General features: G+C 73.0%; 24 protein-coding genes. 17 read left to right on the forward strand and 7 right to left on the reverse strand.

Features of this window, described 5'->3' with window-relative positions:
• Positions 1-16 precede the first annotated feature (16 nt).
• From ACZCAH_RS08685 to ACZCAH_RS08695, 3 genes are read left to right on the forward strand one after another with little or no spacing between them, the layout of a single operon-like run.
• Complete coding sequence (locus ACZCAH_RS08685) at positions 17-277, forward strand: hypothetical protein (protein WP_464340683.1); 261 nt, start codon at positions 17-19, stop codon at positions 275-277.
• 14 nt (positions 278-291) lie between these two features.
• Positions 292-1,230 carry a GNAT family N-acetyltransferase gene (locus ACZCAH_RS08690; protein WP_464340783.1) on the forward strand — a complete coding sequence of 313 codons (939 nt, stop codon included), beginning with the start codon at positions 292-294 and terminating at the stop codon, positions 1,228-1,230.
• The gene (locus ACZCAH_RS08695; RefSeq protein ID WP_464340684.1) at positions 1,227-1,658 is read left to right on the forward strand and encodes a GNAT family N-acetyltransferase; all 432 of its coding nucleotides are present in this window, start codon (positions 1,227-1,229) and stop codon (positions 1,656-1,658) included. Before ACZCAH_RS08690 ends, ACZCAH_RS08695 begins: the two co-directional genes overlap by 4 nt.
• Before the next feature lie 15 nt (positions 1,659-1,673).
• Here ACZCAH_RS08695 and hutG read toward each other — a convergent pair whose 3' ends face one another.
• Positions 1,674-2,777 carry a formimidoylglutamase gene (gene hutG / locus ACZCAH_RS08700; protein WP_464340685.1) on the reverse strand — a complete coding sequence of 368 codons (1,104 nt, stop codon included), beginning with the start codon at positions 2,775-2,777 and terminating at the stop codon, positions 1,674-1,676.
• Positions 2,778-3,008: 231 nt separating this feature from the next.
• Between hutG and ACZCAH_RS08705 the strand changes: the two genes are divergently transcribed.
• The 5 genes from ACZCAH_RS08705 to ACZCAH_RS08725 all read left to right on the forward strand — a co-directional run bounded on the left by ACZCAH_RS08705 (position 3,009) and on the right by ACZCAH_RS08725 (position 9,664).
• A complete protein-coding gene (locus ACZCAH_RS08705; RefSeq protein WP_464340686.1) occupies positions 3,009-4,013 on the forward strand; it encodes a formate/nitrite transporter family protein in 1,005 nt (334 codons plus the stop codon).
• An 11-nt stretch (positions 4,014-4,024) separates the two neighbouring features.
• Positions 4,025-4,810 (forward strand): IclR family transcriptional regulator, encoded by a 786-nt coding sequence (locus ACZCAH_RS08710; RefSeq protein ID WP_464340687.1) that lies wholly within the window; start codon positions 4,025-4,027, stop codon positions 4,808-4,810.
• Between the two features lie 305 nt (positions 4,811-5,115).
• Entirely contained in the window at positions 5,116-6,798 is a 1,683-nt protein-coding gene (gene hutU, locus ACZCAH_RS08715; RefSeq protein ID WP_464340688.1) for a urocanate hydratase, read from the forward strand.
• Positions 6,799-6,809: 11 nt separating this feature from the next.
• Positions 6,810-8,108 carry an amidohydrolase family protein gene (locus ACZCAH_RS08720; RefSeq protein ID WP_464340689.1) on the forward strand — a complete coding sequence of 433 codons (1,299 nt, stop codon included), beginning with the start codon at positions 6,810-6,812 and terminating at the stop codon, positions 8,106-8,108.
• Between the two features lie 149 nt (positions 8,109-8,257).
• Positions 8,258-9,664 carry a YjiH family protein gene (locus tag ACZCAH_RS08725; RefSeq protein WP_464340690.1) on the forward strand — a complete coding sequence of 469 codons (1,407 nt, stop codon included), beginning with the start codon at positions 8,258-8,260 and terminating at the stop codon, positions 9,662-9,664.
• A gap of 58 nt (positions 9,665-9,722) precedes the next feature.
• On the opposite strand, the gene ACZCAH_RS08730 is transcribed toward ACZCAH_RS08725, so the two are convergent.
• Positions 9,723-10,175: a hypothetical protein gene (locus ACZCAH_RS08730; protein ID WP_464340691.1), complete on the reverse strand. Its 453-nt coding sequence runs from the start codon at positions 10,173-10,175 to the stop codon at positions 9,723-9,725.
• A gap of 189 nt (positions 10,176-10,364) precedes the next feature.
• On the opposite strand from ACZCAH_RS08730, the gene hutH reads away from it, so the two are divergent.
• Together hutH and ACZCAH_RS08740 are read left to right on the forward strand one after the other, a co-directional pair.
• On the forward strand, positions 10,365-11,906 hold the full coding sequence (hutH, locus tag ACZCAH_RS08735) for a histidine ammonia-lyase (RefSeq protein WP_464340692.1): 1,542 nt from the start codon (positions 10,365-10,367) through the stop codon (positions 11,904-11,906).
• Between the two features lie 173 nt (positions 11,907-12,079).
• Entirely contained in the window at positions 12,080-13,063 is a 984-nt protein-coding gene (locus ACZCAH_RS08740) for a TerC family protein (protein ID WP_464340693.1), read from the forward strand.
• A gap of 103 nt (positions 13,064-13,166) precedes the next feature.
• On the opposite strand, the gene ACZCAH_RS08745 is transcribed toward ACZCAH_RS08740, so the two are convergent.
• The 4 genes from ACZCAH_RS08745 to ACZCAH_RS08760 all read right to left on the reverse strand — a co-directional run bounded on the left by ACZCAH_RS08745 (position 13,167) and on the right by ACZCAH_RS08760 (position 16,803).
• On the reverse strand, positions 13,167-13,976 hold the full coding sequence (locus ACZCAH_RS08745; RefSeq protein WP_464340784.1) for an SDR family oxidoreductase: 810 nt from the start codon (positions 13,974-13,976) through the stop codon (positions 13,167-13,169).
• A 67-nt stretch (positions 13,977-14,043) separates the two neighbouring features.
• Complete coding sequence (locus ACZCAH_RS08750) at positions 14,044-14,607, reverse strand: DUF488 domain-containing protein (RefSeq protein WP_464340694.1); 564 nt, start codon at positions 14,605-14,607, stop codon at positions 14,044-14,046.
• An 88-nt stretch (positions 14,608-14,695) separates the two neighbouring features.
• Entirely contained in the window at positions 14,696-15,271 is a 576-nt protein-coding gene (locus tag ACZCAH_RS08755; protein ID WP_464340695.1) for a cysteine hydrolase family protein, read from the reverse strand.
• Positions 15,268-16,803 (reverse strand): purine-cytosine permease family protein, encoded by a 1,536-nt coding sequence (locus ACZCAH_RS08760; protein ID WP_464340696.1) that lies wholly within the window; start codon positions 16,801-16,803, stop codon positions 15,268-15,270. Before ACZCAH_RS08760 ends, ACZCAH_RS08755 begins: the two co-directional genes overlap by 4 nt.
• Before the next feature lie 239 nt (positions 16,804-17,042).
• Between ACZCAH_RS08760 and ACZCAH_RS08765 the strand changes: the two genes are divergently transcribed.
• The 3 genes from ACZCAH_RS08765 (at position 17,043) to ACZCAH_RS08775 (ending at position 19,568) form a co-directional block, all read left to right on the forward strand.
• Positions 17,043-18,083 carry an FUSC family protein gene (locus tag ACZCAH_RS08765; protein ID WP_464340697.1) on the forward strand — a complete coding sequence of 347 codons (1,041 nt, stop codon included), beginning with the start codon at positions 17,043-17,045 and terminating at the stop codon, positions 18,081-18,083.
• A 147-nt stretch (positions 18,084-18,230) separates the two neighbouring features.
• Complete coding sequence (locus tag ACZCAH_RS08770; RefSeq protein ID WP_464340698.1) at positions 18,231-19,043, forward strand: methyltransferase domain-containing protein; 813 nt, start codon at positions 18,231-18,233, stop codon at positions 19,041-19,043.
• A gap of 84 nt (positions 19,044-19,127) precedes the next feature.
• The gene (locus tag ACZCAH_RS08775) at positions 19,128-19,568 is read left to right on the forward strand and encodes a hypothetical protein (protein WP_464340699.1); all 441 of its coding nucleotides are present in this window, start codon (positions 19,128-19,130) and stop codon (positions 19,566-19,568) included.
• Positions 19,569-19,634: 66 nt separating this feature from the next.
• On the opposite strand, the gene ACZCAH_RS08780 is transcribed toward ACZCAH_RS08775, so the two are convergent.
• On the reverse strand, positions 19,635-20,633 hold the full coding sequence (locus ACZCAH_RS08780; RefSeq protein ID WP_464340700.1) for a hypothetical protein: 999 nt from the start codon (positions 20,631-20,633) through the stop codon (positions 19,635-19,637).
• Between the two features lie 271 nt (positions 20,634-20,904).
• Between ACZCAH_RS08780 and ACZCAH_RS08785 the strand changes: the two genes are divergently transcribed.
• The 4 genes from ACZCAH_RS08785 (at position 20,905) to ACZCAH_RS08800 (ending at position 24,921) form a co-directional block, all read left to right on the forward strand.
• Positions 20,905-21,924 (forward strand): siderophore ABC transporter substrate-binding protein, encoded by a 1,020-nt coding sequence (locus ACZCAH_RS08785; RefSeq protein ID WP_464340701.1) that lies wholly within the window; start codon positions 20,905-20,907, stop codon positions 21,922-21,924.
• A 99-nt stretch (positions 21,925-22,023) separates the two neighbouring features.
• Positions 22,024-23,064, forward strand: a complete 1,041-nt coding sequence (locus tag ACZCAH_RS08790; RefSeq protein ID WP_464340702.1) for an ABC transporter permease — start codon at positions 22,024-22,026, stop codon at positions 23,062-23,064.
• Positions 23,057-24,169, forward strand: coding sequence for an iron chelate uptake ABC transporter family permease subunit (locus ACZCAH_RS08795; RefSeq protein ID WP_464340703.1), 1,113 nt, complete (start codon positions 23,057-23,059; stop codon positions 24,167-24,169). Before ACZCAH_RS08790 ends, ACZCAH_RS08795 begins: the two co-directional genes overlap by 8 nt.
• Positions 24,166-24,921 carry an iron ABC transporter ATP-binding protein gene (locus tag ACZCAH_RS08800; protein ID WP_464340704.1) on the forward strand — a complete coding sequence of 252 codons (756 nt, stop codon included), beginning with the start codon at positions 24,166-24,168 and terminating at the stop codon, positions 24,919-24,921. The genes ACZCAH_RS08795 and ACZCAH_RS08800 overlap by 4 nt, the downstream gene beginning before the upstream one ends.
• Positions 24,922-24,932: the final 11 nt, after the last annotated feature.

A 24,932-nucleotide genomic window follows, 5' to 3' on the forward strand; every position in this document is an offset into this window, starting at 1 on the left:
TGCGAGAGTGCTGGTCATGCCGCACACGCCGTTCCGTCGGTCTCACGTCGACCTCGCGCTCCTCGCCTCGTCCGACGCCCCCGCGCTGCTCGCTCTGGAGACCCGGAATCGGGAGCGGCTGCTTGTCGGCGCGCCGGTGCGGCACGCGGAATGGTTCACCGAGGCGGGACAGCGGGAGGCGATCGCCCAGGCTCTCGCCGCCGCCGACGCCGGGCTCGGGCTGCCGCTGGGGATACGGGTGCTCGAGGGGGATCCTCACGGCTGGTCGGCCGCCTGACCCTCTCCGGGATCATCCGCGGCGCCTTCGAGTCCGCCTCGCTCGGCTACTGGGTCGACCACGAGGAGGCCGGCCGCGGCATCGCCACCCATGCGGTGCGCGCCGCGCTCGCCGTGGCCTTCGGTGGTCTCGGCCTGCATCGGCTGCAGGCGGAGGTGCAGGTGGGCAACGACGCCTCCGTGCGGGTGCTCGAGAAGTGCGGCTTTGCCGAGTACGGCCTGGCCAGGGACTATCTCCGCCTCGGTGGGGAGTGGTCGGACTGCCGCCTCTTCCAGCTGGTCCACGCCGGGTGGGAGCCTGCGGGCGGCGAGGGTGCGGGAGGCCAGGCAGGTCCCGCGGCGAGCACGGTGATTCGGCCCGGGGCGCCCCGCGAGCTGCAATCTCCTCGCCTCGGGTCGATGCGGCGTGGAAGAGTGCACGTCATGAGCCACGACCCCACCCCGCGCGACGCGGCGCGCGTCGATCCGCCCTTCCTCGCCGCCGAGCGGGAGTCCCTCGACGCCTGGCTCGAGTTCCATCGCGCGACCGTGCTGGAGAAGGTCGACGGGCTCGACGCGGAGCAGCTGTGCCGGCGTGCTGTGCCGCCCTCGGACCTCAGCCCGCTCGGTCTCGTGCGCCATCTGGGCGGCGTCGAGGAGTACTGGCTGCGCGAGGTGCTGCTCGGCGAGGAGCGGCCCGACCCGTACTGCACGCCGGAGAACCCCGATGGCGATCACCTCGACGGCACTCCCGCCACGGCCGCAACGGACCTCGCCCTCTATCGGGAGCGGGTCCGGGACGCCCGCGCCGCTCAGGCGAGCTGGTCGGACCTCGACGCCCCCGTGCGCGGCGGCCGCGCCGGCGAGCCGCTGAACCTGCGCTGGATCCTCACACACCTCATCGAGGAGTACGCCCGCCACGTGGGGCACCTCGACCTGCTGCGCGAGGCGATCGACGGGAGGACGGGCGAGTGAGCGACGCGGCAGGCGGCGGGGTCGTCGTCCGCGCCGAGGTGCCCGCGCTCGGCGAGGCGCTCGACCTCTACGACGCGGTCGGGTGGAGCGCGTACACCGAGGACCCCGCAACCCTCGAGCGCGCCCTCTCCGGGAGCGGATCGGTGGTCACCGCACGGCGCGACGAGGTCCTCATCGGCCTCGCGCGGACGGTCGGGGACGGCGCCGTCGTGGCGTACCTGCAGGACGTGCTGGTCCGGCCCGAGTCCCAGGGGCAGGGTATCGGCCGACGTCTCGTCGAGGCGGCGCTGGCCCCGTTCGGCGATGTGCGCCAGCACGTGCTGCTCACCGATGCGGAGCCCGGGCAGCGTGCTTTCTACGAGGCGCTCGGCTTCGTCGAGGCCCACGACCACGAGCCCGGACTGCGCTCCTTCGTGCGACTTCGCTGAGCAGGATGGTCGAGGTCAGGCGCGGGAGCCGGTGACCGTGCGCACCGCCTCGTCGATCAGCCGGGCGGCGGTGCGGGCGGTGCGGGAGTCGACGTCGAGGGACGGGTTCAGCTCGACCACGTCCAGCAGGGCGAGCTTCCCGGAGCCGGCCGCGGCACGCACGGCCGCGGCGATCAGCGGCAGCGGCACCCCGAGGCCCGCGGGGGCCGAGACCCCCGGGGCGACCGCGGCGGGCAGCACGTCGAGGTCGATGGTCAGGTAGAGGACGTCCAGCTCCGCGGCGAAGTCCTCGACGAACCGGGTGATCCCCTCGGCGCCCGCGGCGAGACACCGCTCATCGGTCCACCAGCGGACGCCCAGCTCACGGGCCCGCGCGAACAGGGTGCCCGTGTTCGAGGGCTCGGCGATCCCCAGGACCGCGTAGTGCAGGTCCCGGCCCGCGGCCTGCTCGGCGGCGGCCATCTGCGCGAAGGGCGTGCCGGAGGTGGGGCGCGGCTCCTCGCGCAGGTCGAAGTGCGCATCGAGGTTCAGCACGCCCCAGCTCCGGCCGGCGCGCGGGCCGATGCCCGAGGCCATCAGCCCCCGGTACGAGGACCACGCGGTCTCGTGCCCGCCGCCGAGCACCACGGTCAGGCGGGACCCGACCCGGTCCAGGCCGTGCGCGGTCAGCGCGGCGGCCGCGGTCTGCCCGGCCTCGAGGTCCTCGCCGACGGTCGCGGCGTCGCCGAGGTCGTGCAGCTCCACCTCGCCGCGGGCGAGCGGGCCGTGCAGCGCCATCGGGGCGAGCGCCCGGCGCAGAGCCGCGGGACCGTCGGCCGCCCCGACCCGGCCGCGGTTGCGGCGCACCCCCTCCTCGGAGCGGAAGCCCAGCAGCGCCACGTGATCGGCGGCGGGATCCGGTGCCGTGACGGGAGCCGTGGCTCCGGGCGTCTCGGCATCGACGGCTGCGGCACCGGAGCTCGCGGCGGCCGGCGCGCCGTCCGTGGTCGCGGCGTCCGTCGTCGTGCTGCCCGTCCCGGCTCCGACGATCCGCACCGCCTGGTGCCAGCGGGCGTGCTCGGGGCCGTCGCCGTCGTGTCGTCCGGTCCACTCGGTCGTAGGGGCGGGGGAGCTCGTCATCGATGCCTCCTGATCACGTCGGCAGGGGGTAGGTTCAGCCCATCATGGCACCGGGAGCGGGGCGCGGATCCGCCGGTCGGCGTCCAGCGTCCGGCCCTCCGGACGGACCGGGCACGGTCTCGCCCGGACGGACCGGGCACGAGCACGGGCCCGGCGGAGGTGCCGGCGCCGGCCGTCGGTGCCCGGCGTCGTCCGATCCGGGCCGCGACCACGTGACGACGAGGAGGCACCATGGCAGGGACCGCGGAGACGCCGGAGAACAAGGGGCCGGCGGAGTCCGGGCAGCCGGAGGCGACCGAGCCGTCGGAGGCCGCCGAGAAGTCGGGAGCGGACGAGCAGCCTGAGGCCGCCGAGCAACCGGCCGACGACGACGAGGCGGCAGAGCGCCGACGCCTGGGCGAGCGCGACCATGCCGTCGAGGACGCCCTCGCCGAGGAGTTCGAGAACACCGTCACCGAGGGCGCGAACCGGCTGAACCGCACCTGGCGGGCACTCGTGGTCACCGGGCTCTTCGGCGGGATCGACGTGGGCCTGGGCCTGCTGGCGATGCTCGCGGTGGTCGACGCGACCGGCTCCAAGCTGCTCGGCGGGCTCGCCTTCGGTATCGGTCTCTACGCGCTGCGGCTCGCGCACTCGGAGCTGTTCACCGAGGAGTTCCTCGTCCCCATCAACGCGATCATGGCCGGGCACGGCACCTGGTCGCAGCTGCTGCGGCTGTGGGCGGTCACCCTCGTCACGAACCTGGTGGGCGGATGGGCCTTCACCTGGGTGGTGATCGCGGCGTTCCCCCGCTTCGAGGACGTGCTGCGCGAGACCACCGCGAGCTATCTCGACCCCGGTCTGACCCTCGAGACCGGGGCGCTCGCCGTGCTCGCCGGCTTCACGATCACCCTCGTGACCCGGATGAGCCAGGGCTCGAACGAGGGCATCGCGACGCTAGCGAACGCGCTCATCTCCGGGCTGCTGGTGGTGGGCCTCGGGATGCTGCACGGCGCCCTCGGCTCGGTCGTGGTCTTCGCGTCGATGCACGCGGGCGATCCGACCACCTATCTCGAGTGGCTGGTCTGGTTCAGCTGGGTGATCCCGCTGAACATGGTCGGCGGGCTCGTCATCCTCACTCTCCCGCGCCTGGTGCGCACCTGGGAGCTGTCCACGGCGGAGAGGCAGGCCCAGCGGCGGGAGCGGGAGCAGGAGGGCGCGGGCAGGGGCCGATCCCGGAGCGCCGGGGTGTCATAGTGGCGCCCACCATGACCTCCCCGAAAGTGCCCGCGGCCGACGCGACGCTGCGCCTGCTGACGTTCCTCGCCTCGCGGCGCGCCCCGGTGCCCGCCGCGCGGATCGCGCAGCAGTTGGACCTGCCCCGTTCCCGGACCTACGACCTGCTCGCGACCCTCGTCGAGCACGGGTACGTCCTGCACCTCGAGCAGGAGCGGCTGTACGGGCTGGGACCGGCCGCGCACGAGCTCTCCGGCGCCTATCTGCGCCAGGAGCCGCTGGCCCGGATCGGCCGACGGGTCGTCGAGGCGATGGTCGACGAGGTGGGGGAGAGCGGGCACCTCGCGGTGCTGCACGGCCGGGACGTGCTCTACGTCGTCGAGGAGCGCGCCCGGAATCGGCCGAGCCTCGTCACCGACGTCGGCGTGCGGATCCCCGCGCATCTCACGGCGAGCGGCCGCGCGATCCTCGCCCACCTGCCCGCCGCGCAGCTGCGCGCCCTCTACGGCACCGCGGCCGACTTCGCCGCCCGCACTGACGCTCCCGGCCCCTCCACCCCCAAGGCGCTGCGGGAGGTGCTGACGGCCGTGCGGGCCGACGGGGTCGCGAGGGAGTCCGGGGAGGTCAGCGACGAGATGGGCTCGGTCGCCGCCGTCGTGCGGGACCATGCTGGTTGGCCCGCCGCCGCCGTCGCGCTGACCTTCGTCGAGGCCCGCGTCGGCCCGGCCGAGCGCGAGCGTCTCGCCGCCTCGGTGCGTCGCGCTGCGGAGGAGATCACGCGGCGCCTCGGTGGGCGGGCCGGAGCGCCCCCGCGCTGACCCCACGCCGCTCGCCCGGCCCCCACCCTCCCGCCCCGCCCACCTCGCCCAGCCTCCACCCTCCCGCCCCGCCCACCTCGCCCAGCCCCCACCCTCCCGCCTCGCCCATTCCCGCCGGTGACCGATCGGTCATGTGCGCCTGTGTTCCCTCCACGGAACAGAGATGCACATGACTCGCGAGTAATGTCGGCATCGGCATCAGTCCGGTATCCCGGACATCACTGCGATCCGGCCCCTCGACCCGGTCCCTGGGCGGTGGTGTCCTGTGGGGAACCCCGAGACCCCTCTCGACGAAGGAGCCGACGATGTCCCTCCCCGGAGCCCGTCCCGTTCGCGCCGACCGCGGCACCGTCCTCAGCGCCAAGTCCTGGCAGACCGAGGCGCCGCTGCGCATGCTCATGAACAACCTCGACCCCGAGGTCGCCGAGCGCCCCGATGACCTGGTGGTCTACGGCGGGACCGGCCGTGCCGCCCGCTCCTGGGAGGCCTTCGACGCCATCGTCGACACCCTCAAGGACCTCGAGGACGACGAGACCCTGCTGGTCCAGTCCGGCAAGCCCGTCGGCGTGCTGCGCACGAACGAGTGGGCGCCCCGCGTGCTGCTCGCGAACTCCAACCTCGTCGGCGACTGGGCGACCTGGCCGGAGTTCCGCAAGCTGGAGGCCGAGGGCCTCATGATGTACGGCCAGATGACCGCGGGTTCCTGGATCTACATCGCCACGCAGGGCATCCTCCAGGGCACCTTCGAGACCTTCGCGGCCGTGGCGCAGAAGCGCTTCGGCGGCACCCTCGCCGGCACCATCACCCTCACCGGCGGCTGCGGCGGCATGGGCGGCGCGCAGCCGCTCGCCGTCACCCTCAACGACGGCGTGTGCCTGATCGTGGACGTGGACCGCTCCCGCCTCGAGCGCCGTATCGCCAAGCGTTATCTCACCGAGATCGCCGACGACCTCGAGGACGCCATCGCCCGCGCCAACGCCGCCAAGGCCGAGAAGCGCGGGGTCTCGATCGGCATCGTCGGCAATGCGGCGGACGTCTTCCCCGCCCTGCTCGAGCGCCACCGCGCCGGTGACCTGCACATCGACGTGGTCACCGACCAGACCTCCGCCCACGACCCGCTGAGCTACCTCCCCTCCGAGATCTCCGTCGAGGACTGGCAGCGCGAGGCCGAGGCCGACGCCGAGGGCTTCACCAAGAAGTCCCGCGAGGCGATGGCCCGCCAGGTCCAGGCCATGGTCGAGTTCCAGGACGCCGGCGCCGAGGTGTTCGACTACGGCAACTCGATCCGCGACGAGGCCCGCCACGCCGGCTACGACCGCGCATTCGCGTTCCCCGGCTTCGTGCCCGCCTACATCCGGCCCCTGTTCTGCGAGGGCCTCGGCCCGTTCCGCTGGGTCGCGCTCTCCGGCGACCCCGAGGACATCGCCGTCACCGACGCCGCCCTGAAGGAGCTCTTCCCCGAGAACGAGCACCTGCACCGCTGGCTCGACGCGGCCGGCGAGCACGTCGAGTTCGAGGGCCTGCCCGCCCGCATCTGCTGGCTCGGTTACGGTGAGCGCCACCAGGCAGGGATGCTCTTCAACGACCTCGTCCGCGAGGGGAAGGTCAAGGCCCCCATCGTCATCGGCCGCGACCATCTCGACTCCGGCTCCGTCGCCTCCCCTTACCGGGAGACCGAGTCGATGCTCGACGGCTCCGACGCGATCGCCGACTGGCCGCTGCTGAACGCCCTGACCGCCACCAGTTCCGGCGCGACCTGGGTCTCGATCCACCACGGCGGCGGCGTTGGCATCGGCCGCTCGATCCACGCCGGCCAGGTGGGCCTCGCCGACGGCACCGACCTCGCCCGCCGCAAGCTCGAGCGCCTGCTCACCAACGATCCGGCGATGGGCGTCATCCGCCACGTCGACGCCGGCTACTCGCGGGCCGACCAGGTCGCCCACGAGCGCGGCGTGCGCATCCCGATGACCCCCACCCTTCGGGACTGAGGAGCACGCCGATGGCCGTCCCGACCTCGATGCTGCTCACCGGCATCTCCGAGCTGTGGACCCTCGATCCCGCTCTCGACGATCCCGCGCGCCCCGGGCGGGTCACCGAGGAGCAAGTGCTGCGCGATGCGGCGCTCGTGATCGAGGACGGGCGGATCGCCTGGTCCGGCCCCGCCGCCGACGCCCCCGCGGCGGATGCGGCCGAGGATCTCGGCGGCCGCGCCGTGCTGCCCGGTTGGGTGGACTCCCACTCCCACCTCGTCTTCGACGGGGACCGCGCCGCCGAGTTCGAGGCCCGGATGGCGGGGCAGGCCTATGCCGCGGGCGGCATCGGCGTGACCACCTCGGCGACGCGGGAGGCCTCCGACGAGCGTCTGCGCGGACTCGTGCGCGCCCGGCTCGCCGAGGCCGCCGCGGGCGGCACGACGACGATGGAGACCAAGACCGGCTACGGCCTCACCGTCGCCGACGAGGCCCGGGCCGCGCGCCTGCTCGCCGCTCTCGCGGCCGACGGGGAGATCGACGAGGTCACCTTCCTCGGCGCCCATCTCGTCCCGCGGGAGTTCGACGGCGCGGACGGCCGCCCCGGGGCGGAGGCCTACGTCGACCTCGTCGCCGGGGAGATGCTCGCGGCGGTCGCGGAGCACGTCCGCTGGATCGACGTCTTCTGCGAAGAGGGCGCCTTCACCCCCGAGCAGTCCGAACGGGTGCTGCGCGCCGGGTCCGCGGCCGGTCTCGGGCTGCGCGTCCACGGCCACCAGCTGGGGCGCAGCGGCGGGGTCGCGCTCGCCGCCGAGCTCGGTGCCGCGAGCGTCGACCACCTCAACCACCTCTCCGCGGAGGACGTCGAGGCGCTCGCCGCGACCGCCTCCCGGCCCACCGCGCCGGCCACGGAGGAGGGTGAAGAGCCCGGCCCGCTCGCGGTCGATGCGGGGCCGACGGTCGCGACCGTGCTGCCCGCCTGCGACCTCTCCACCCGGGCCCCGCTCGCGCCGGCCCGCGCGCTCCTCGACGCCGGTGCCGCTCTCGCGATCGCCTCCAACTGCAACCCCGGCACCAGCTACACCAGCGCCATGGGCTTCTGCGTCGCGACCGCCGTGCTGCAGATGCACCTCAGCCTCGACGAGGCTCTCCGCGCCGCGACCCGGGGCGGGGCGCTCGCGCTGCGCCGCAGCGACGTCGGCCATCTCGGGATCGGCGCCCGCGCCGACCTCCACGTGCTGGACGCCCCCGCGGCGATCCACCTCGCCTACCGCCCCGGCATGCCGCTCACCCACCAGGTGCGGCGTCGCGGGGAGCGGATCGCCTGACCTCGCCGGAGCCTGCCTCGACGGACCACTCCCGCCCGACCCCTCCCCTCCCGACCCCTCCCCTCCCGACCCCTCCCCGCCCGATCCCTCCGCGCCGGCACCACCCGCCCCCGCCACCCTCACCCTCCCCTCTCGAAAGGACGATCTCGATGATGACGACGTCCGCCGCCACGGGCGACCCCCGCGGCGCCGATCACCAGCCCTTCGACACCTCCGCCGCCGCCCGCGCCCGCTCCGTGATCGCGGCCGACGGTACCGAGCGCGCCGTGCCCCCGCACCGCTGGCGCTTCGTCGTGTACAGCCTCATCGGCCTGCTCATGTTCTTCGTCAGCGTCGAGATCGGCGGGAAGTCCACGATCCTCGTCGACCATGCGCTGACCTTCGTGCGCTGGGTGCTCGGCCCCGCCGTGCCCTGGGTGGTGGTCGCCCTCGTGCTCCTGGGCACCGTGCGGCCCTTCGTCACCGGGTCCTGGCGCCGCGGCGCGCTGCGCACCGTCTTCGCGTTCGCGAACGTCATCGGCCTGGTCGTGGCGGTGTGCGCGGCGCTCGGCTACTACCCGGGCCCGCTCGGCAACCCCGACATCGGGCCCTTCCTGTGGGAGAAGCTGGGGATCCCCGTCGGCCTGATCGTGCCCGTCGGCGCGGTCTTCCTCGCGCTGCTGATCAACTACGGGCTGATGGAGTTCATCGGCGTGCTGGTGCAGCCGATCATGCGCCCCGTGTGGAAGGTGCCGGGCCGGGCCGCGGTCGACGCCGTCGCCTCCTTCGTCGGCTCCTACTCCCTCGCGCTGCTGATCACCGACCGGGTCTACCGCGAGGGCCGTTACACCGGCAAGGAGGCCGCGATTATCGCGACCGGCTTCTCCACGGTCTCGGCGACCTTCATGGTGATCGTCGCCAGCACCCTGGACCTGATGCAGCACTGGACGCTGTACTTCTTCCTGACCTTCGCGATCACCTTCGCGGTCACCGCGATCACGGTGCGGATCCCCCCGCTCAGCCGCATCTCCGACGCGCCCTTCGAGGACGCTGAGCACCAGCCCGAGCCCGACTCGAGCGGCAACCGGATCCGGCAGGCCTGGGACGAGGCGATGCGCGCCCTGTCGGGCGCCCCCGGCGTGGTGCGCGGCAGCTGGGACACCTTCAAGGACGGCGTGCTGATGGCCGCCGCGATCGTCCCCTCGATCCTCTCGGTGGGCCTCGCCGGGCTCCTCCTGGCCACCTACACTCCGGTGTTCGACCTGATCGGCTGGCTGTTCGTGCCCTTCGCCTGGCTGGTGCAGCTGCCCGATCCGGCGCTCGCCGGCAAGGCGGTCGCCGTGGGCATCGCCGAGATGTTCCTGCCGGCCACCGTGGTCGCCGGGCACGAGTCGGAGGTGCTGCGCTTCACCGTGGGCGTCACCGCGGTCTCGCAGATCGTGTTCTTCTCCGCGCTGGTGCCCTCGGTTCTCGCCACGCGGATCCCGGTGCACGTGGGACAGCTGGTGGTGCTGTGGTTCGTGCGCGTCGTGCTCACGATCCTGATCACCGCCCCGCTCGCGCACCTGCTGCTCTAGTCACCGACCCGTGGCGCGGTCGGGCCGGAGCTCCACCGGGCCGGCCCGCGACCCGGGCTCAGCGCACCGTCACGGTGATCTCGACCGGGTCGATGGGCCGGTGCGGCGCCTGCTCGCAGCCCTCCGCGATCCCGTCGCGCCAGCAGAGCAGCGAGCGGATCGTCGTGGTGCCCGGAGCGAGGGCGGTGATCTCCACGGCGTAGTGGGATTCGCCCCCGGAGCCGGGGCCGTCCCGGCGCGGACGTTCCCCGACGACGTCGCTGCCCATGACGACCTCGGCGTCCGCGACCTCCGGCGCGGTCTGGGAGACGACGCCCCAGTCGTCGCCGACGCCGGGCGACCACCAGCCGAGATCGACCTGCAGGGTCTGCCCCACCTCGAGCTCGACCTCCGTCGTACCCTCGTCGAGCAGGGTGCCGCGGCGTGCGCAGCCGGCGAGCACCAGCGCGGCGCCGAGCAGGACGGCGCGCCGGGCGGGCAGACGCTCGAGCGATCGCAGCGATGGTGACATGGCAGGCCCCCTGGGCGTCCGACGACGGATCACGGTCCCGCCAGTCTCGCCGCCGCCGGCCGGTCGTGTACGCCCTCGGCATGGGGAGAACTCCCCGTCCTGCCGCCCGCGCGTTCCTGCCCGGGATACCGGACACCGCCCCGCCGCCTGCCCTGCGGGCGGCGGCCGGGGCGACCTAGCCTCGGAGCCATGACCCACACCGTCACGCTCTCCACCGCCGGGATCACCGCCGCGGACGTGCTCGCCGTCGCCCGTCGCGGGGCGCGCGTCGAGCTCGACCCCGCCGCGCGGAAGCAGGTCGCCGCGGTCCGCGCCCACATCGACGCCCTCGCCGCGGGGGACACCCCCGTCTACGGCGTCTCCACCGGCTTCGGTGCGCTCGCCGACACGTCGATCCCGCCGTCGATGCGCCACGCCCTGCAGCGCTCGCTGATCCGCTCCCACGCCGCCGGGGCGGGGCCCGAGGTCGAGACGGAGGTGGTGCGCGCCCTGATGCTGCTACGCGCCCGCACCCTCGCTTCCGGGCGCACCGGCGTGCGCCCCGTCGTCGTCGAGACGATGCTCGCTCTGCTCGATGCCGGCATCACCCCGATCGTCCACGAGTACGGCTCGCTCGGCTGCTCGGGGGACCTCGCCCCGCTTTCCCACTGCGCGCTCGTGCTCATGGGGGAGGGGCGCGCCCGCGACCGCGACGGCACCGAGCGTCCGGTGCCCGAGCTGCTCGCCGAGGCCGGGATCGAGCCGGTGCTCCTCGAGGAGAAGGAGGGCCTCGCGCTCATCAACGGGACCGACGGCATGCTCGGCATGCTGCTCATGGCGCTCGCCGACCTCGACGAGCTGGTGCGGATCAGCGATCTCACCACCTCCCTGTCGGTGCAGGGCCTGCGCGGCCGGGACACGGTGTTCCGCTCGGAGCTGCACGGCCCGCTGCGCCCCCATCCGGGCCAGGAGGCCTCGGCCGCGAACATCCTCGCCCTGCTCGCGGGTTCGGGGATCATCGCCGACGTCGCCGCCGAGGGCTCCCGCGTCCAGGACGCCTACTCGCTGCGCTGCGCCCCGCAGGTCGCCGGGGCCGTGCGGGACACCATCGAGCACGCCCGCACCGTCGCCGGCCGGGAGCTCGCGAGCGCGATCGACAACCCCGTCGTGCTCGAGGACGGAACGGTCACCTCCAACGGCAACTTCCACGGGGCGCCCGTCGCGTACGTGCTGGACTTCCTCGCGATCGCGAGCGCGGATCTCGCCTCGATCGCCGAGCGTCGCACCGACCGGATGCTCGACAAGGCCCGCTCCCACGGCCTGCCGCCCTTCCTCGCCGACGACCCCGGCGTGGACTCCGGCTTCATGATCGCCCAGTACACGCAGGCCGCCCTGGTCTCGGAGATGAAGCGCCTCGCGGTGCCCGCGAGCGTGGACTCGATCCCGTCCTCCGCGATGCAGGAGGACCACGTCTCGATGGGCTGGCACGCCGCCCGCAAGCTCCGCACCAGCGTGGAGAATCTCCGCCGGGTCCTCGCGATCGAGCTGCTGACCGCCGCCCGCGCGATCGACCTGCGCGCCCCGCTGACCCCGTCGGCCGCGGGTGCCGCCGCGATCGCGGTGCTGCGGCGCACCGTCGACGGCCCCGGTCCGGACCGCTTCCTCGCCCCGGACATCGCCGAGGCGGAGGCGCGACTGCGCGACGGCTCGGTGCTCACCGCCGTCGAGGAGGTCACCGGGCCCCTCGCCTGACGAGGGATTCCCGCCCCGTGCCGGACCGGGGCGATGAGCGTGAGGTCACCGCCGTTCGCCGGGTGCGCAGGGGCGGCCCGGGGTTAGCCTGAGACGTCGTTCCCCGGGGCAATGGTCCGCACGGGGGCCGTCCCGTCCCCCCTCCGCCCCGGAGCCCTCTGAAAGAAGTCCCCATGGGAGAACTGCATCTCGGCTTCGAGATCGCCGCGCTGGTCGTGCTCTGCGTGATCCTGCTCGCCGATCTCCTGCTCGTCCTCAAGCGCCCCCACGTGCCGTCCATGAAGGAGTGCGCGGCGTGGATCGGCTTCTACGTCGGCCTCGCGCTCGTCTTCGCGGCGGTGCTGTTCTTCGTGGGCGGTGCGAAGCCGTCCTCCGAGTTCCTCACCGGCTGGCTGCTCGAGTACTCGCTGAGCGTCGACAACCTCTTCGTCTTCATCATCATCATGGCGAAGTTCGGGGTGCCGCGGAGGTACCAGCAGGAAGCGCTGATGGTGGGCATAATCATCGCGCTGGTCGCGCGCGGACTGTTCATCCTCGCGGGCTCGGTGATCATCGAGCACTTCGTCGGGATCTTCTACCTCTTCGGCCTGTTCCTGCTCTACACCGCATGGAAGCAGGCCTTCGCCGACGAGGACGACGAGTCGGACTCGTGGATCATGCGCATAGTCCGCAAGGTGATCCCGGTGGCCGACCACTACGACGGCAACAAGCTCCGCACCGTCGTGAACGGCCGCACCATGTTCACCCCCATGCTGCTGGTGTTCATCACCCTCGGCATCACCGACGTCATGTTCGCGCTCGACTCGATCCCCGCGATCTTCGGCGTCACCCGCAACCCGTTCCTGGTCTTCACCGCGAACATCTTCGCGCTCATGGGTCTGCGCCAGCTGTACTTCCTGCTCGGCGGGATGCTCGACCGCCTCGCCTACCTGCATTACGGCATCGCCGCGATCCTGGGCTTCATCGGCGTGAAGCTGCTGATCCACGCGATCCACGAGGCGCCGCTCGGCTTCATCCCCGGCTTCTCCACCCTGCAGAAGATCCCCGAGGTGCCGATCTGGCTCTCGCTGACCTTCATCGTGGTCGCGATGGGCGTCGCGATCATCGCCTCGCTCGTGGCGTCGAACCGGAAGGACAGCGCCGAGACCGCCGCCTGATCCACCGCACGAACGGCCGACGGGACCCGCTGAGCGGGCCCGTCGGCCGTTCCGCGTCCGGGGCGGGAGCGCAGGGGCCGGGGTCAGAGCGCGGGACCGCGGATCAGACCGCCGGTGTCGCGAAGCCGCCGTTGGACAGCAGCAGCTGGCCGCGGATCCAGGCGCCCCGCTCGGAGACGAGGAAGCGCACCAGGTCCGCGACCGTCCCGGGCTCGCCGAGCTCGCCGCCCGGGGTCTGCGCGGCGCAGGCAGCGCGGACCTGGTCGTCCATCCAGCCGGTGTCGATCGGGCCGGGATTGATGACGTTGGTGCGGATCCCGCGGTCCGCAAGCTCGTGGGTGCCGGCGAGCACGAGTCGGTCCAGGGCGCCCTTGGTCGCGCCGTAGGGGAGGTTGTGGGCGGTGTGGTCGCTGGTCAGGGCAATCACAGCGCCGCCGGCAGGGGCTGCGCCGCCGGCCTCGGACTCGACGGCGACCTGCTCGGCGAAGGCCTTCAGCAGCAGCCAGCTCGCGCGCACGTTGACCGCGTAGTGCCGGTCGAAGCTCTCCACCGTCGTGTCCAGGATCGAGGAGTCCACCGACTCGCAGTGGCTCATCACGAGCGCGCCGAGCGGGCCGAGGGCGTCCCGGGCCGCCGTGACCAGGTGCTCCGGCACGGCGGGATCGGCGAGGTCCCCGGGCAGCAGCTCGATGCGTCGGCCGGTGGCGCGCAGCTCATCGGCGAGCAGCTGCACGTCGGCATCCTCGCCGAGCACGCGGCGGTCGTAGTCGGCGTGGAAGGAGAGGGCGAGGTCGAAGCCGTCCTCGGCGAGGCCGCGGGCGATCGCGGCGCCGATCCCGCGGCGTCGGCCGACTCCCGTGAGCAGGGCGGCGCGGGGCGGGGCGGGGGAGACGGCGAAGCCGGCGGGGGACATCATGGGCCGACGGTAGATCCCGGCAGCGGCCCGTGGCCAGGTCTTTTCCCGGGCAGGCCGCGCCGGGTCAGCCCTCGTCGGTCCGGTCCCAGACCACGTGGCCGTCCTCGTCCAGCCGGGCGCCGGCGCCCGGCTCGTGCGGCCGCTGCTGCCCCGAGTGCATCAGGTCCAGCACCTCGACCCCGTGCTCGAGCAGCATCACGTCGGCGATGAGGCGACGATGGCAGCGCCACCAGACCGCCTCCGAGCACATCACCGCGGTGCGCTCGCGCGCCACGTCGGCCCGCAGCTCCGTGATCCCGGCCCGGAACTCCTCGCTGCGGGTCCAGGCGGCGTAGGCGCGGAACTGGGCGACCCGCCACCAGGGGTCCCGGGTGGCGGCGTCCTCCTCCGCCGTGAGCCGTCGCCGCCCGCCCAGGCGCTCGTCCCAGCGGTAGTCGATACCGGCGCCGCGGCAGATCTCCTCGACCTTGCCGCGGGCGGCGGCGTCGTTCGTCCGGGACCCCGGGAACCGGCGCACGTCCACCAGCTGCCGGATGCCCGCGCCCGTCAGCAGATCGGCGAGCTCCTCCGGCTCCAGTCGACCATGACCGACGGTGAGCAGCGCGGGAGAGGGCACCTCCGCGGTCACGCCCGCGGGCCGTCCAGAGCGACCGCCTGGACCGGTTCGTGCTTCGTCATCGTCGTTCCTCTCAGTCGGGGAGAAGGGCCCGCGGCGCTCAGGGACCCGCGAGCACCTCGGCGGTGCTGCGCAGATCCACCTGCGGCGGGAACAGGCTCATGGTGTGGAGGGCGGCCGTGGCGTTCTCCGCGGCGGAGGCCGCACAGGCATCGGCGACCACGGTGACGTGCGCCCCGGCGTCGGCCGCGGCGAGCACCGTCGTGATGACGCAGCAGTCCGTGGAGACCCCGGTGACCAGCAGCTGCGGGGCGTGGCCGACCACGCCGGCGAGCTGCGGCCCCCACTTGCCGAAGCTCGGCTCGTCGATCGTGGGGTGCGCGGAGAGCTCCGCGGCGCCGTCCACCAGCGCGTAGAGCGGATCGGTCGCGGGGACGTCGGCGAAGGGCCAGGCCGCGAAGTAGTCGCCCCAGGCGGTCGAGCGGTCCGCGGTGGGCAGCCAGCGGGTGAGCAGGGTCCGCTCCGGCCCCACCGCGGCGGCGAGCTCGCGGATCCGCTCCCACGCCCCCTCCCAGAAGGGGGACGCCCAGTCCGAGGCGGGGTCGGCGAAGATCCGCTGCGCGTCCACGACCAGCAGCCACGCCTCCCGGTCGGTCGCGGGCTCCGCGGCGCTCATGCGGTCGCCTCCTGCCGGCGGATCCGGCCGCGCCGCGCCACGAGCGTCACCAGGAAACCGAGCACGAGCGCGAGCAGCACGCCCACGTTCGCGTATGCCCAGTTCCCGTCCCAGTAGGAGCCGGCCGGATCCTCGACGAAGGTGCCGAGGCCCAGCGGCTCGAGCAGGTAGCCCTGCCAGTTGTTCCACGGCGCGTCGTCCGCGAAGGAGTTCACCACCAGGCCCCAGCCGACCACCGAGGCGACCACGAGGGTGCCCACCGAGATCCAGTCGACGGAGCCGTAGCGGCCCGTCGGATCGAACAGCGCCTGCTCGTCGTAGTCGGCACGGCGGGAGAGCACGTCGGCGATGAGGATCCCGGCCCAGGCGGCGATCGGCACGCCGAGGGTGATGAGGAAGCTCTGGAAGGGGCCGATGAAGTTCTGCGCGAAGAAGGCGACCCAGATGGTGCCCGCCGTGAGGATCACGCCGTCCACGGCGGCCGCGGCGGGGCGCGGGATGTCGATGCCGAGGCTGATCAGGGTCAGGCCCGAGGAGTAGATGCCGAGCACCGCGCCGGAGACCAGGGTCAGCACGGCGACGATCCAGAAGGGCACCAGCGCCCACAGCGGCAGGATCGAGATCAGCGCGCCGATCGGGTCGCCCGCGATCGCGCCGTTCAGGTCCTCGTCGGAACCCGCGAGCAACAGCCCGAAGATCACCAGCACCACCGGGGCGGCCGCCCCGCCGACGGTGTTCCACAGGACGATCGAGCCGTCGGACGCCGTGCGCTTCTGGTACCGCGACCAGTCCGCCGAGATGTTGATCCAGCCCAGGCCGAAGCCGGTCATCACCATCACCAGCGCGCCGATCATCGCCTGCGGCGGGCCCGACGGGGCCGAGAGCACCGCCGCGAGGTCGATGTGGGGGATGGTGAGGATCATGAAGAGGATGGTCATCGCCCCGGTCGCCCAGGTCAGGATCGACTGCAGCTTCATGATCGTGTGATAGCCGAGCACGGAGGCGCCGACGATCAGCGCCGCGATCGCGAGCGCGGCGATCACCGTGACGGCGCCGCCGGCACCGATCCCGAGGATCTCGAAGACCGTGGCGGTAGCGAGCACGGCGGAGATCGCGAGCGAGGTCTCCCAGCCGATCGAGGTCAGCCACGAGACGATGCCCGGCACCTTCTGCCCGTGCACGCCGAAGGCCGCGCGGGAGAGCACCATCGTCGGTGCGGAGCCGCGCTTGCCGGCGATCGCCACCAGCCCGCACAGCGCGAAGCTGATGATGATGCCGAGGATCGCCACGATCGTCGCCTGCCAGAAGCTGATCCCGAAGCCCAGCAGGTAGGAGCCGTAGCTCATCCCGAACACGGACACGTTCGCGGCGAACCACGGCCAGAAGAGGTCGCGCGGGCGGGCGGTGCGCGCTGACTCCTCGATGATCTCGATGCCGGTGGTCTCGACGAGGCCGGGGGCCGACGGGGCCGTCGGGCCGGACGCTCCGGCGGACGCGGAAGAGGCGGAGGAAGAGTCGGGAGAAGGCGACATACGAGGCTCCGGGGGTGGGCAGAGGACCGCCCGCGAGGGGGCGCTGGCGGCAGTCTCCCATGTCACAGATGCCTTCGGGTGTCCGCTCGCTCGCGGCGGGGCGGGTCGGCGCGGGTCTACGCTGGCAGGGCCCTGCCCCCGGTCGACGCCCCGTGCGAGCGCGTCCCGCCGGGCAGGTCCTCGACGCCGACCGCCGGGACGACCTCCCGGCCGGTCCGGACCTGCCCGGAAGGAGCCCGATGAGCTCGCGGACCGACCTCGTTGGGAGGGCCCGCGGCCTGCTCCGCATCGCCCCCGCCCGGGTGGACCACATCCCCGCCTTCCGGATCGCCGTGGGTCTCGCGATCCCCCTCGCGATCCTGCTCGCCGCCGGCCGGGTCGACTGGGCGATGTACGCGGGCTTCGGGGCGTTCACCGGCATCTACTCCCGGTACGAGCCGACCCGGGACCGCTTCCGCCGGCAGCTGCTCGCGGGCGCTCTGCTCACCGGGTGCGTGACGATCGGTGCCGCCGTCGCGCAGCTCGCGCCGAGCCTGCCCGAGGCGCTCTCCTCCTGGGTCGTGATCCTCGTCGGCGCCCTGGTCGCCGGCGGGTCGGCGGTCTTCGTGGCCTCGCGCAGGCTGGCGCCGGGCGGGGCGGTCTTCCCCGTCTTCGCGACCGCCGCGGTCGCCGCCGCGCCGTCCGCCGCCCCGTTCTGGCTCGCGGGGCTGATCGCCGCGTCCGCCGCCGCGCTGTGCGTGCTGCTGGGGCTGCTCGGGCACTGGGCGGGGGAGCGGCACCCGGACGTGGTGCTGGATCGTGACCACGAGGACGTGACCGCGCGGGAGCTCGGCGCCGAGTTCACCCGCTACGTGGTCGCCGCCCTGGTGGCCGGCGCGATCGGCCTCCTCTCGGGCCTGCCGTTCCCCTATTGGGCGCAGGTCGCGGCCGTCGCGCCCCTGGCCCCGCCCGGCCACGGCGCGCGGGTCGAGAAGGGCGTGCACCGCCTCATCGGCACGATGCTCGGCGTGGTGGTCACCGCCTTCCTGCTCTCCTTCCCGGCCGAGCCGTGGCAGCTCGTGGTGTGGGTGGTGCTGCTGCAGTTCCTCGCCGAGATGTTCATCCTGCGCAACTACTCGATCGCGCTGCTGTTCGTCACGCCGCTCGCGCTGCTGATGGTGCAGCTGGGCCACCCGCAGCCCGCCGGACCCATGCTCCAGGCACGGGTGCTCGAGACCGCGATCGGCGTGGTCGTCGGCCTCGCGCTGGTCCTCGGCCGCTACGCCCGCGAGCGACGGTGACCCCCGGCCGGTGACCGGACGGTAGCGGCGATACAGGAAGCATGTTGGCGCGAACATGCTCCCTCGGGTGCCGTGGAGCCGACTGCGGGGGCCGGGCGCCGTGGACCGGCGGCGACCGGGGGCCGCCGGGGGCGTAGCGTCGGCGGCATGACTGCCGCACCCGGCTACACCCACGGCTACGGCGAGGCCGTGCTCACCAGCCATCGCGCCCGCACCGCCGAGAACTCCGCCGCCCACCTGGTGCCGCATCTCCGCGCGGGGATGCGCCTGCTAGACGTGGGCAGCGGCGCGGGCACGATCACCGCGGGACTCGCCCGGATCGTCGGTCCCGGGCAGGTCACCGCGCTCGAGGTGAGCGAGGAGGCGGCCGCGCTGACCCGCACCGAGCTCGCGGCGCAGGGGCTGGACGAGGTGACGGTCCTCGTCGGCGACGCCCAGGCGATGGATCTCGCCGACGACTCCTTCGACGTGGTCCACGCCCATCAGGTGCTCCAGCACCTCCCGCGCCCGGTCGACGCGCTGCGCGAGGCGCGCCGGGTGACCCGGCCGGGCGGACTCGTCGCCGCGCGCGACAGCGACTACGAGGGCTTCCGCTGGTGGCCTGAGGAGCCGCGGATCGACCGCTGGCTCGCGCTCTACCTGCGGGCCGCCCGTGCCAACGGCGGCACGCCCGACGCCGGCCGACGCCTGCTGGCCTGGGCCCGCGAGGCCGGCTTCGCGGTGGACGCGGTCACCGCGAGCGCCTCCGCCCAGTTGTACGCGACCCCCGAGGACCGGCGCAGCTGGGCCGGCACCGTGGCCGGTCGGATCGTCAGCGCGCCGCTCGCCGCGCAGCTCGAGCGCGAGGGCTGGGCGGACCCCGCCGAGCGGGAGGAGATCGCCGCCGCTTCCCATGAGTGGGCGGAGGATCCCGACGCCTGGTTCAGCCTCCTGCACGGCGAGATCCTCGCCCGGGTCTGACCGCCGCGCGGGGTCTCGACAGGCCCCCGCTGCCAGCCCTAGAATCTGATTGAATCTGAAACAACCTATATCGAGGAGACTCCCATGGCTCTCAGCACCGCGATCCTCCGCGCCGTCCCCGGCGCCTTCATCCTCAACTCCGGCATCGGCAAGCTCGGCATGGACGCCGGCACCGCCGAGCACCTCCGCGGCATGGCCGCCCACGGCGTCCCCGCCCTCGGCAAGCTCACCCCCGAGCAGTTCGCGAAGTTCATCAGCTACGGCGAGATCGCCGTGGGCGCCTCGCTGCTGCTGCCCTTCGTGCCCAGCAAGGTCGCGGGCCTCGCGCTCGCCGGCTTCTCCGGCTCGCTGGTCTCGATGTACCTGCGCACCCCGGGCATGACCGAGTCCGACGGCGTGCGCCCCACCCAGCAGGGCACCGCCGTCGCCAAGGACACCTGGCTGCTCGCGATCGCCGCGGCGCTCCTGGTCTCCCAGGGCGGCGCGAAGGGCACGAAGTCCACGAAGACCGCCGCCGAGGACTGACCAGACGTCGCCGAACCGCCGGGGCCGACGGGATCGCCCGTCGGTCCCGGTCGGCGCCCGCGCCGCTCAGGAGACCGCGAGGCTCGCGATCATCGCCTCGAGATCCGCGACCTGCTGCTCGTGCCCGAGAGCGGCACCGCCCTCGAAGACCGCGGGGCCGCCCGGGGCGTCGACCACGATGACCACGTTCCGCCAGGCGTCGGTGGTGCGCATCAGCGCGAGCTCCGAGACCTGCAGGTCCCCGGAGACCATGAAGGCCGGGTGGCCGTCGACCTCGAAGGACTCCTCGACGTAGTTCGCGGCCTGCACCGGCTCGCCGTACAGCTCCTTCGCGTCGTCGCGGGTGCTGGAGCACTGGAAGATGGCCCGCGCTGTCTCCTCCGCGCCGGGGTAGCCGCCCTCCTCCTCGGGCCAGGAGACGGCGCCGACGGAGACGACGGAGTACCAGCCCGATTCGACCGGCTGATCGGCCGAGTGGACGTCGGTCATGTACATCGCGCTGCGGCCCCAGTTCGAGCCGGTGTTCCACTCGGGCTGCACCGCGAACTCGAGGCCGCCGCCGCGCACGGACCCGTCGACCTGCTCGGTGGTCTGCCGGTTCCCGGGGGAGGTGCACTCCACGGTGGGCACCTCGATGGTGGTCAGCGACGGGTCCTCGCTCGGCTCGGACTCCGTGGTGGGGACGACCTCCGACGGGCTCGCGTCCTCCGACGGGTCCGGTTCGGTGGTTGCGGGCTCCGAGGCGACGGGGGTCTCCTCGGGATCGGGGGAGAGGACGGTCTGGGAGAGGATCAGCGCGCCGACGGCCAGGACGATCATGAGGAAGGCGCCGCCGCCGACGAGCACCGCGATCAGCGGTCCCTTCCCGCGGCCGGAGCCGGGGTCGCGAGGGCCGGTCAGGCTCGGGTCCGTGCCGCCGGATCCGGCGCCGTGGCCGCCGACGGGTCCTGCGGAGGTTCCGCCCCGGCCGTCCCCGGCGCCGCCGGAGAAGTCCGGCAGCTTCGGGGCGCCGTCGCCCCCACCGCCGGAGAAGTCGGGCAGCTGCGGTCCATTGCCGTCGGTCATGTGTCCCCCTCGGTGCCGTGCGCACACCCGCCCCTGGTCCCCGGGTGGCGAGACCACCCTAGCGGCGCGTCGGGGATCGGCGGGGAGGAGGGGGCCGGAGCCGCCCGGCACCCCCGTCGGCCGGACCCGCCCGGTCCCCGTGAGACGAGCGTCACCGTCCACTCCGTGGAATAAGGCAAGTCCGAAGTGGCGAAAAGATGGCAGGTGAGGCTAGCCTCAGCTCGTCCCCGCCGCCGGGGAGCACCCCTTCCCGACGACGACAGAGGTCTCCATGTCCCCGCTTGCCCCGCTCAGCCGACGCACCCTCGGTGCCGCCTCCCTGGCCGGCGCCTTCGGCCTGCTCCTCACCGCCTGCGGCGACTCCACCCAGGCCGCCGACGGCTCCGGCGCGAGCGACGCGGGCGGCGCCACGGCCGGCTCCGTCGAGGTGGAGGACAACAACGGCGCACAGACCGTGCAGACCCCTCCCGCCTCCGTGGTCGCGACCGACAACCGCACCTTCGAGACGCTCGAGGCCTGGGGCGTCACCCTCACCGCCGCCGCCCGCGCGCTCATGCCCACCACCATCGGCTACAAGGACGACGAGTCGATCATCGACCTCGGCAACCACCGCGAGCCCGACCTCGAGGCCGTGGTCGCCGCCGAGCCGACCCTGATCATCAACGGCCAGCGCTTCGCCGACTATCACGACGACTTCGTGCGCCTCGCCCCCGACGCCACGATCCTCGAGCTCGACCCGCGCGACGATCAGCCCTTCGCCGACGAGCTCAAGCGCCAGGTCTCCGTGCTCGGCACCGTCTTCGGCAAGGAGGCGGAGGCCGAGCAGCTCGGCGCGGACCTCGACGCCGCGATGGCCCGCGTCACCGCGGCCTACGACAGCGCCGACACCGTCATGGCCGTGAACGTCTCCGGCGGCGAGATCGGCTTCATCGCCCCCGGCGGCGGCCGCACGCTCGGCTGGGCCTTCGACGCGCTCGGCCTCACCCCGGCGCTCGAAGTCGAGGGCAGCAGTGACGACCACCAGGGCGACGACATCTCCGTCGAGGCCATCGCCGATGCGAACCCCGCGTGGATCCTGGTCATGGACCGCGACGCCGCCATCTCCGCCGACGACCCCGCGTACGAGCCGGCCGCCGAGATCCTCGAGGCCTCCGAGGCGCTCGCCGCCGTGACCGCCGTGACCGAGGGCAACATCGTGTACATGCCGGCCGACACGTACACCAACGAGTCGATCCAGACCTACACCGAGTACTTCAACGCCCTCGCCGACGCGCTCGAGCAGAAGGCCTGATCCTGCACGAGCACCTCGACGCCGAGACGGCGGCCAGGACCTCGAAGGTCCCGGCCGCCGTCGCGGCGTCCCGCCCCGACCGCACGCCCCGGATGCCCCATGACCAGATCTGACCAGACCGGCGCGCTCCCCGGCGCCCCGGCGCGCCCGCCCGCCCCGTCGGCCGACCCCCCGCCGGTGCGCCGCGGGCGCGAGCGGCTCGTCGACGGCAAGCTCCTGATTGGTATCGCCGTGGTCGCGCTGCTGCTCGTCGCCTCCCTGTTCACCGGGGTGTACGACATCTTCGGCGCCGAGGACGGCGGCCAGATGTTCGCCATCACCCGCATCCCCCGCACCCTCGCGCTGGTCCTCGCGGGAGCCGCGATGGCGATGTCGGGCCTGATCATGCAGCTGATGACGCAGAACCGCTTCGTCGAGCCGACCACCACCGGCACCACCGAATGGGCGGGCCTGGGGCTGATCCTGGTGCTGGTCATCGACCCGCAGGCCAGCATCCTCACCAAGATGGTCGTGGCGATCTGCTTCGCCTTCGTCGGCACCATGGTGTTCTTCCTCTTCCTGCGCCGCGTGACCCTGCGCTCCTCGCTCATCGTGCCGATCATCGGCATCATGCTCGGCGCGGTCGTCGGGTCGATCTCCACCTTCGTCGCGCTCCAGTTCGACGCCCTGCAGAACCTCGGCGTGTGGTTCGCGGGCTCCTTCACCTCGGTGCTGCGCGGCCAGTACGAGGTGCTGTGGATCGTCGCCGCTGTGGGCGTGGCCGTGTTCGTCGTCGCCGACCGACTCACCGTCGCCGGGCTCGGCGAGGACATCGCCACGAACGTGGGCGTGAACTACCAGCGGGTCATGCTCCTGGGCACCGGCCTCGTCGCGATCGCCACCGGCGTGGTCACGGTCGTCGTCGGCAACCTGCCCTTCCTCGGGCTGATCGTGCCGAACATCATCTCGATGATGCGCGGCGACGACCTGCGCTCGAACCTGCCCTGGGTGTGCCTGCTCGGCATCGCCGTCGTCACCGTGTGCGACCTGCTGGGACGCACGATCATCATGCCGTTCGAGGTGCCCGTGTCCCTGATCCTCGGGGTGCTCGGCGCGGCCGTGTTCATCGCCCTCCTGCTGAAGCAGCGCCGACATGGCTGAGCGGCTCCTCGCCCCGAGCTCCGTCGCGGCCGATGTCGTCTCGACCGCGCCCACCGACACCGCCGCGGACCTCGGCCCCCTCGGCGCCCCCGTGCCCCGACCGCGCAGCAGCTCGGGGCCCTTCGCGGACCGCCGGGCCGCGCGCCGCTACCGGCTCGTGGTGCTCGCCCTCGCCCTGGCCGCGGCGGGCGCCGGCTTCGGCCTGCTCGCGCTGGACAACCCCATGCCCGTCGGCTCCCGCGGCTTCTGGCTCATCGCCGAGATGCGCGCGACCTCCCTCGTGGTCATGGCGATCGCCGCGTTCTGCCAGGCCATCGCCACGATCGCCTTCCAGACCGTGACCGGCAACCGCATCATCACCCCGTCGATCATGGGCTTCGAGTCGCTGTACACCGCGATCCAGACCGCGGCCGTGTACTTCCTCGGCGTCGCCGGGGTCGTCGCGCTGCAGGGCACCGGCCAGTTCCTCGGCCAGGTCGCCGCGATGGTCGTCCTGTCCCTGCTGCTCTACGGCTGGCTGCTCCGCGGGAAGTACGCGAACATGCAGGTGATGCTGCTGATCGGGATCGTGCTCGGGGGCGGGCTCGGCTCGGTCTCGAGCTTCATGCAGCGCCTGCTCACCCCGAGCGAGTTCGACGTCCTCTCCGCCCGGCTGTTCGGCTCGGTGAGCAACGCCAGCGTCGAGTACCTGCCCTACGCGATCCCGCTCTGCCTCGTCGCGGGCGTGCTGATCTGGCTGAACTCCCCGCGGCTGAACGTCATCGCGCTGGGCCGGGACGTGTGCCTGAACGTCGGCGTCGACCACGGCCGCCAGACCATCTACACCCTCGTGCTGGTCTCCTTGCTGATGGCCGTCTCGACCGCGCTGGTCGGCCCGATGACCTTCTTCGGCTTCCTCGTCGCGACCCTCACCTACCAGCTGGCCGGCACGCACGACCACCGTCGGCTGCTGCCCGTCGGCGTGCTGCTGGGCTTCGTGATCCTGGCCGGCGCCTACTTCCTCATGGACCACGTGTTCTACGCCCAGGGCGTGGTCTCCATCATCATCGAGCTCGTCGGCGGGTCCGTGTTCCTCGCCGTCGTCCTGCGGAAGGGACGCCTGTGATCACCCTCGACAGCGTGCGCAAGCAGTACTCGGAGTCGGTCGTCATCGGCCCGGTCACCCTCGAGATCCCCGCGGGCGGCGTGACCGCGCTCGTGGGCCCGAACGGCGCCGGGAAGTCGACCCTGCTGACCATGGTGGGGCGCCTGCTCGGCATCGACGAGGGCGCGATCGAGGTCGCCGGCTACGACGTCTCCTCGACCGCTTCGAAAGACCTCGCCCGGATCCTCTCCGTGCTGCGCCAGGAGAACCACTTCATCACCCGGCTCACGGTACGCCAGCTCGTGGGCTTCGGCCGCTTCCCCTACTCCAAAGGGCGCCTGACCGCCCTCGACGAGCAGAAGATCTCCGAGGCGATCGACTTCCTGGGCCTGCACGACCTCGAGGGCCGCTACCTCGACCAGCTCTCCGGCGGGCAGCGCCAGCGGGCCTACGTGGCGATGGTGCTCGCTCAGGACACGGAGTACGTGCTCCTCGACGAGCCGCTGAACAACCTCGACATGCAGCACAGCGTGCAGATGATGGGCCGCCTGCGCGACGCCGCCCGCGAGCTGGGGCGCACGATCGTGGTGGTGCTGCACGACATCAACTTCGCCGCCCACTACGCGGACCACATCGTCGCGATGAAGGACGGCGGCGTCGTCGAGTCGGGCCCGGTCGCGCAGATCATGGACGGCGCGGTGCTCTCGCGGGTGTTCGACACCCCGGTGCAGGTGATCGAGGGGCCGACGGGCCCGCTCGCCGTCTACTACTGACGGCGGGCACC

It is taken from the genome of Brachybacterium sp. B718/18, from assembly GCF_055454375.1.

What these genes read in the sequence shown, in the direction of transcription:
- ACZCAH_RS08765 (WP_464340697.1), top strand. Translation starts at nt 17,043, where the DNA reads ATGAGCTCGCGGACCGACCTCGTTGGGAGGGCCCGCGGCCTGCTCCGC.
- ACZCAH_RS08725 (WP_464340690.1), top strand. Translation starts at nt 8,258, where the DNA reads ATGATGACGACGTCCGCCGCCACGGGCGACCCCCGCGGCGCCGATCAC.
- ACZCAH_RS08705 (WP_464340686.1), top strand. Translation starts at nt 3,009, where the DNA reads ATGGCAGGGACCGCGGAGACGCCGGAGAACAAGGGGCCGGCGGAGTCC.
- ACZCAH_RS08745 (WP_464340784.1), bottom strand. Translation starts at nt 13,976, where the DNA reads ATGTCCCCCGCCGGCTTCGCCGTCTCCCCCGCCCCGCCCCGCGCCGCC.
- ACZCAH_RS08790 (WP_464340702.1), top strand. Translation starts at nt 22,024, where the DNA reads ATGACCAGATCTGACCAGACCGGCGCGCTCCCCGGCGCCCCGGCGCGC.
- ACZCAH_RS08730 (WP_464340691.1), bottom strand. Translation starts at nt 10,175, where the DNA reads ATGTCACCATCGCTGCGATCGCTCGAGCGTCTGCCCGCCCGGCGCGCC.
- ACZCAH_RS08685 (WP_464340683.1), top strand. Translation starts at nt 17, where the DNA reads ATGCCGCACACGCCGTTCCGTCGGTCTCACGTCGACCTCGCGCTCCTC.
- ACZCAH_RS08740 (WP_464340693.1), top strand. Translation starts at nt 12,080, where the DNA reads ATGGGAGAACTGCATCTCGGCTTCGAGATCGCCGCGCTGGTCGTGCTC.
- hutG (WP_464340685.1), bottom strand. Translation starts at nt 2,777, where the DNA reads ATGACGAGCTCCCCCGCCCCTACGACCGAGTGGACCGGACGACACGAC.
- hutH (WP_464340692.1), top strand. Translation starts at nt 10,365, where the DNA reads ATGACCCACACCGTCACGCTCTCCACCGCCGGGATCACCGCCGCGGAC.
- hutU (WP_464340688.1), top strand. Translation starts at nt 5,116, where the DNA reads ATGTCCCTCCCCGGAGCCCGTCCCGTTCGCGCCGACCGCGGCACCGTC.
- ACZCAH_RS08710 (WP_464340687.1), top strand. Translation starts at nt 4,025, where the DNA reads ATGACCTCCCCGAAAGTGCCCGCGGCCGACGCGACGCTGCGCCTGCTG.
- ACZCAH_RS08775 (WP_464340699.1), top strand. Translation starts at nt 19,128, where the DNA reads ATGGCTCTCAGCACCGCGATCCTCCGCGCCGTCCCCGGCGCCTTCATC.
- ACZCAH_RS08760 (WP_464340696.1), bottom strand. Translation starts at nt 16,803, where the DNA reads ATGTCGCCTTCTCCCGACTCTTCCTCCGCCTCTTCCGCGTCCGCCGGA.
- ACZCAH_RS08795 (WP_464340703.1), top strand. Translation starts at nt 23,057, where the DNA reads ATGGCTGAGCGGCTCCTCGCCCCGAGCTCCGTCGCGGCCGATGTCGTC.
- ACZCAH_RS08785 (WP_464340701.1), top strand. Translation starts at nt 20,905, where the DNA reads ATGTCCCCGCTTGCCCCGCTCAGCCGACGCACCCTCGGTGCCGCCTCC.
- ACZCAH_RS08780 (WP_464340700.1), bottom strand. Translation starts at nt 20,633, where the DNA reads ATGACCGACGGCAATGGACCGCAGCTGCCCGACTTCTCCGGCGGTGGG.
- ACZCAH_RS08755 (WP_464340695.1), bottom strand. Translation starts at nt 15,271, where the DNA reads ATGAGCGCCGCGGAGCCCGCGACCGACCGGGAGGCGTGGCTGCTGGTC.
- ACZCAH_RS08720 (WP_464340689.1), top strand. Translation starts at nt 6,810, where the DNA reads ATGGCCGTCCCGACCTCGATGCTGCTCACCGGCATCTCCGAGCTGTGG.
- ACZCAH_RS08770 (WP_464340698.1), top strand. Translation starts at nt 18,231, where the DNA reads ATGACTGCCGCACCCGGCTACACCCACGGCTACGGCGAGGCCGTGCTC.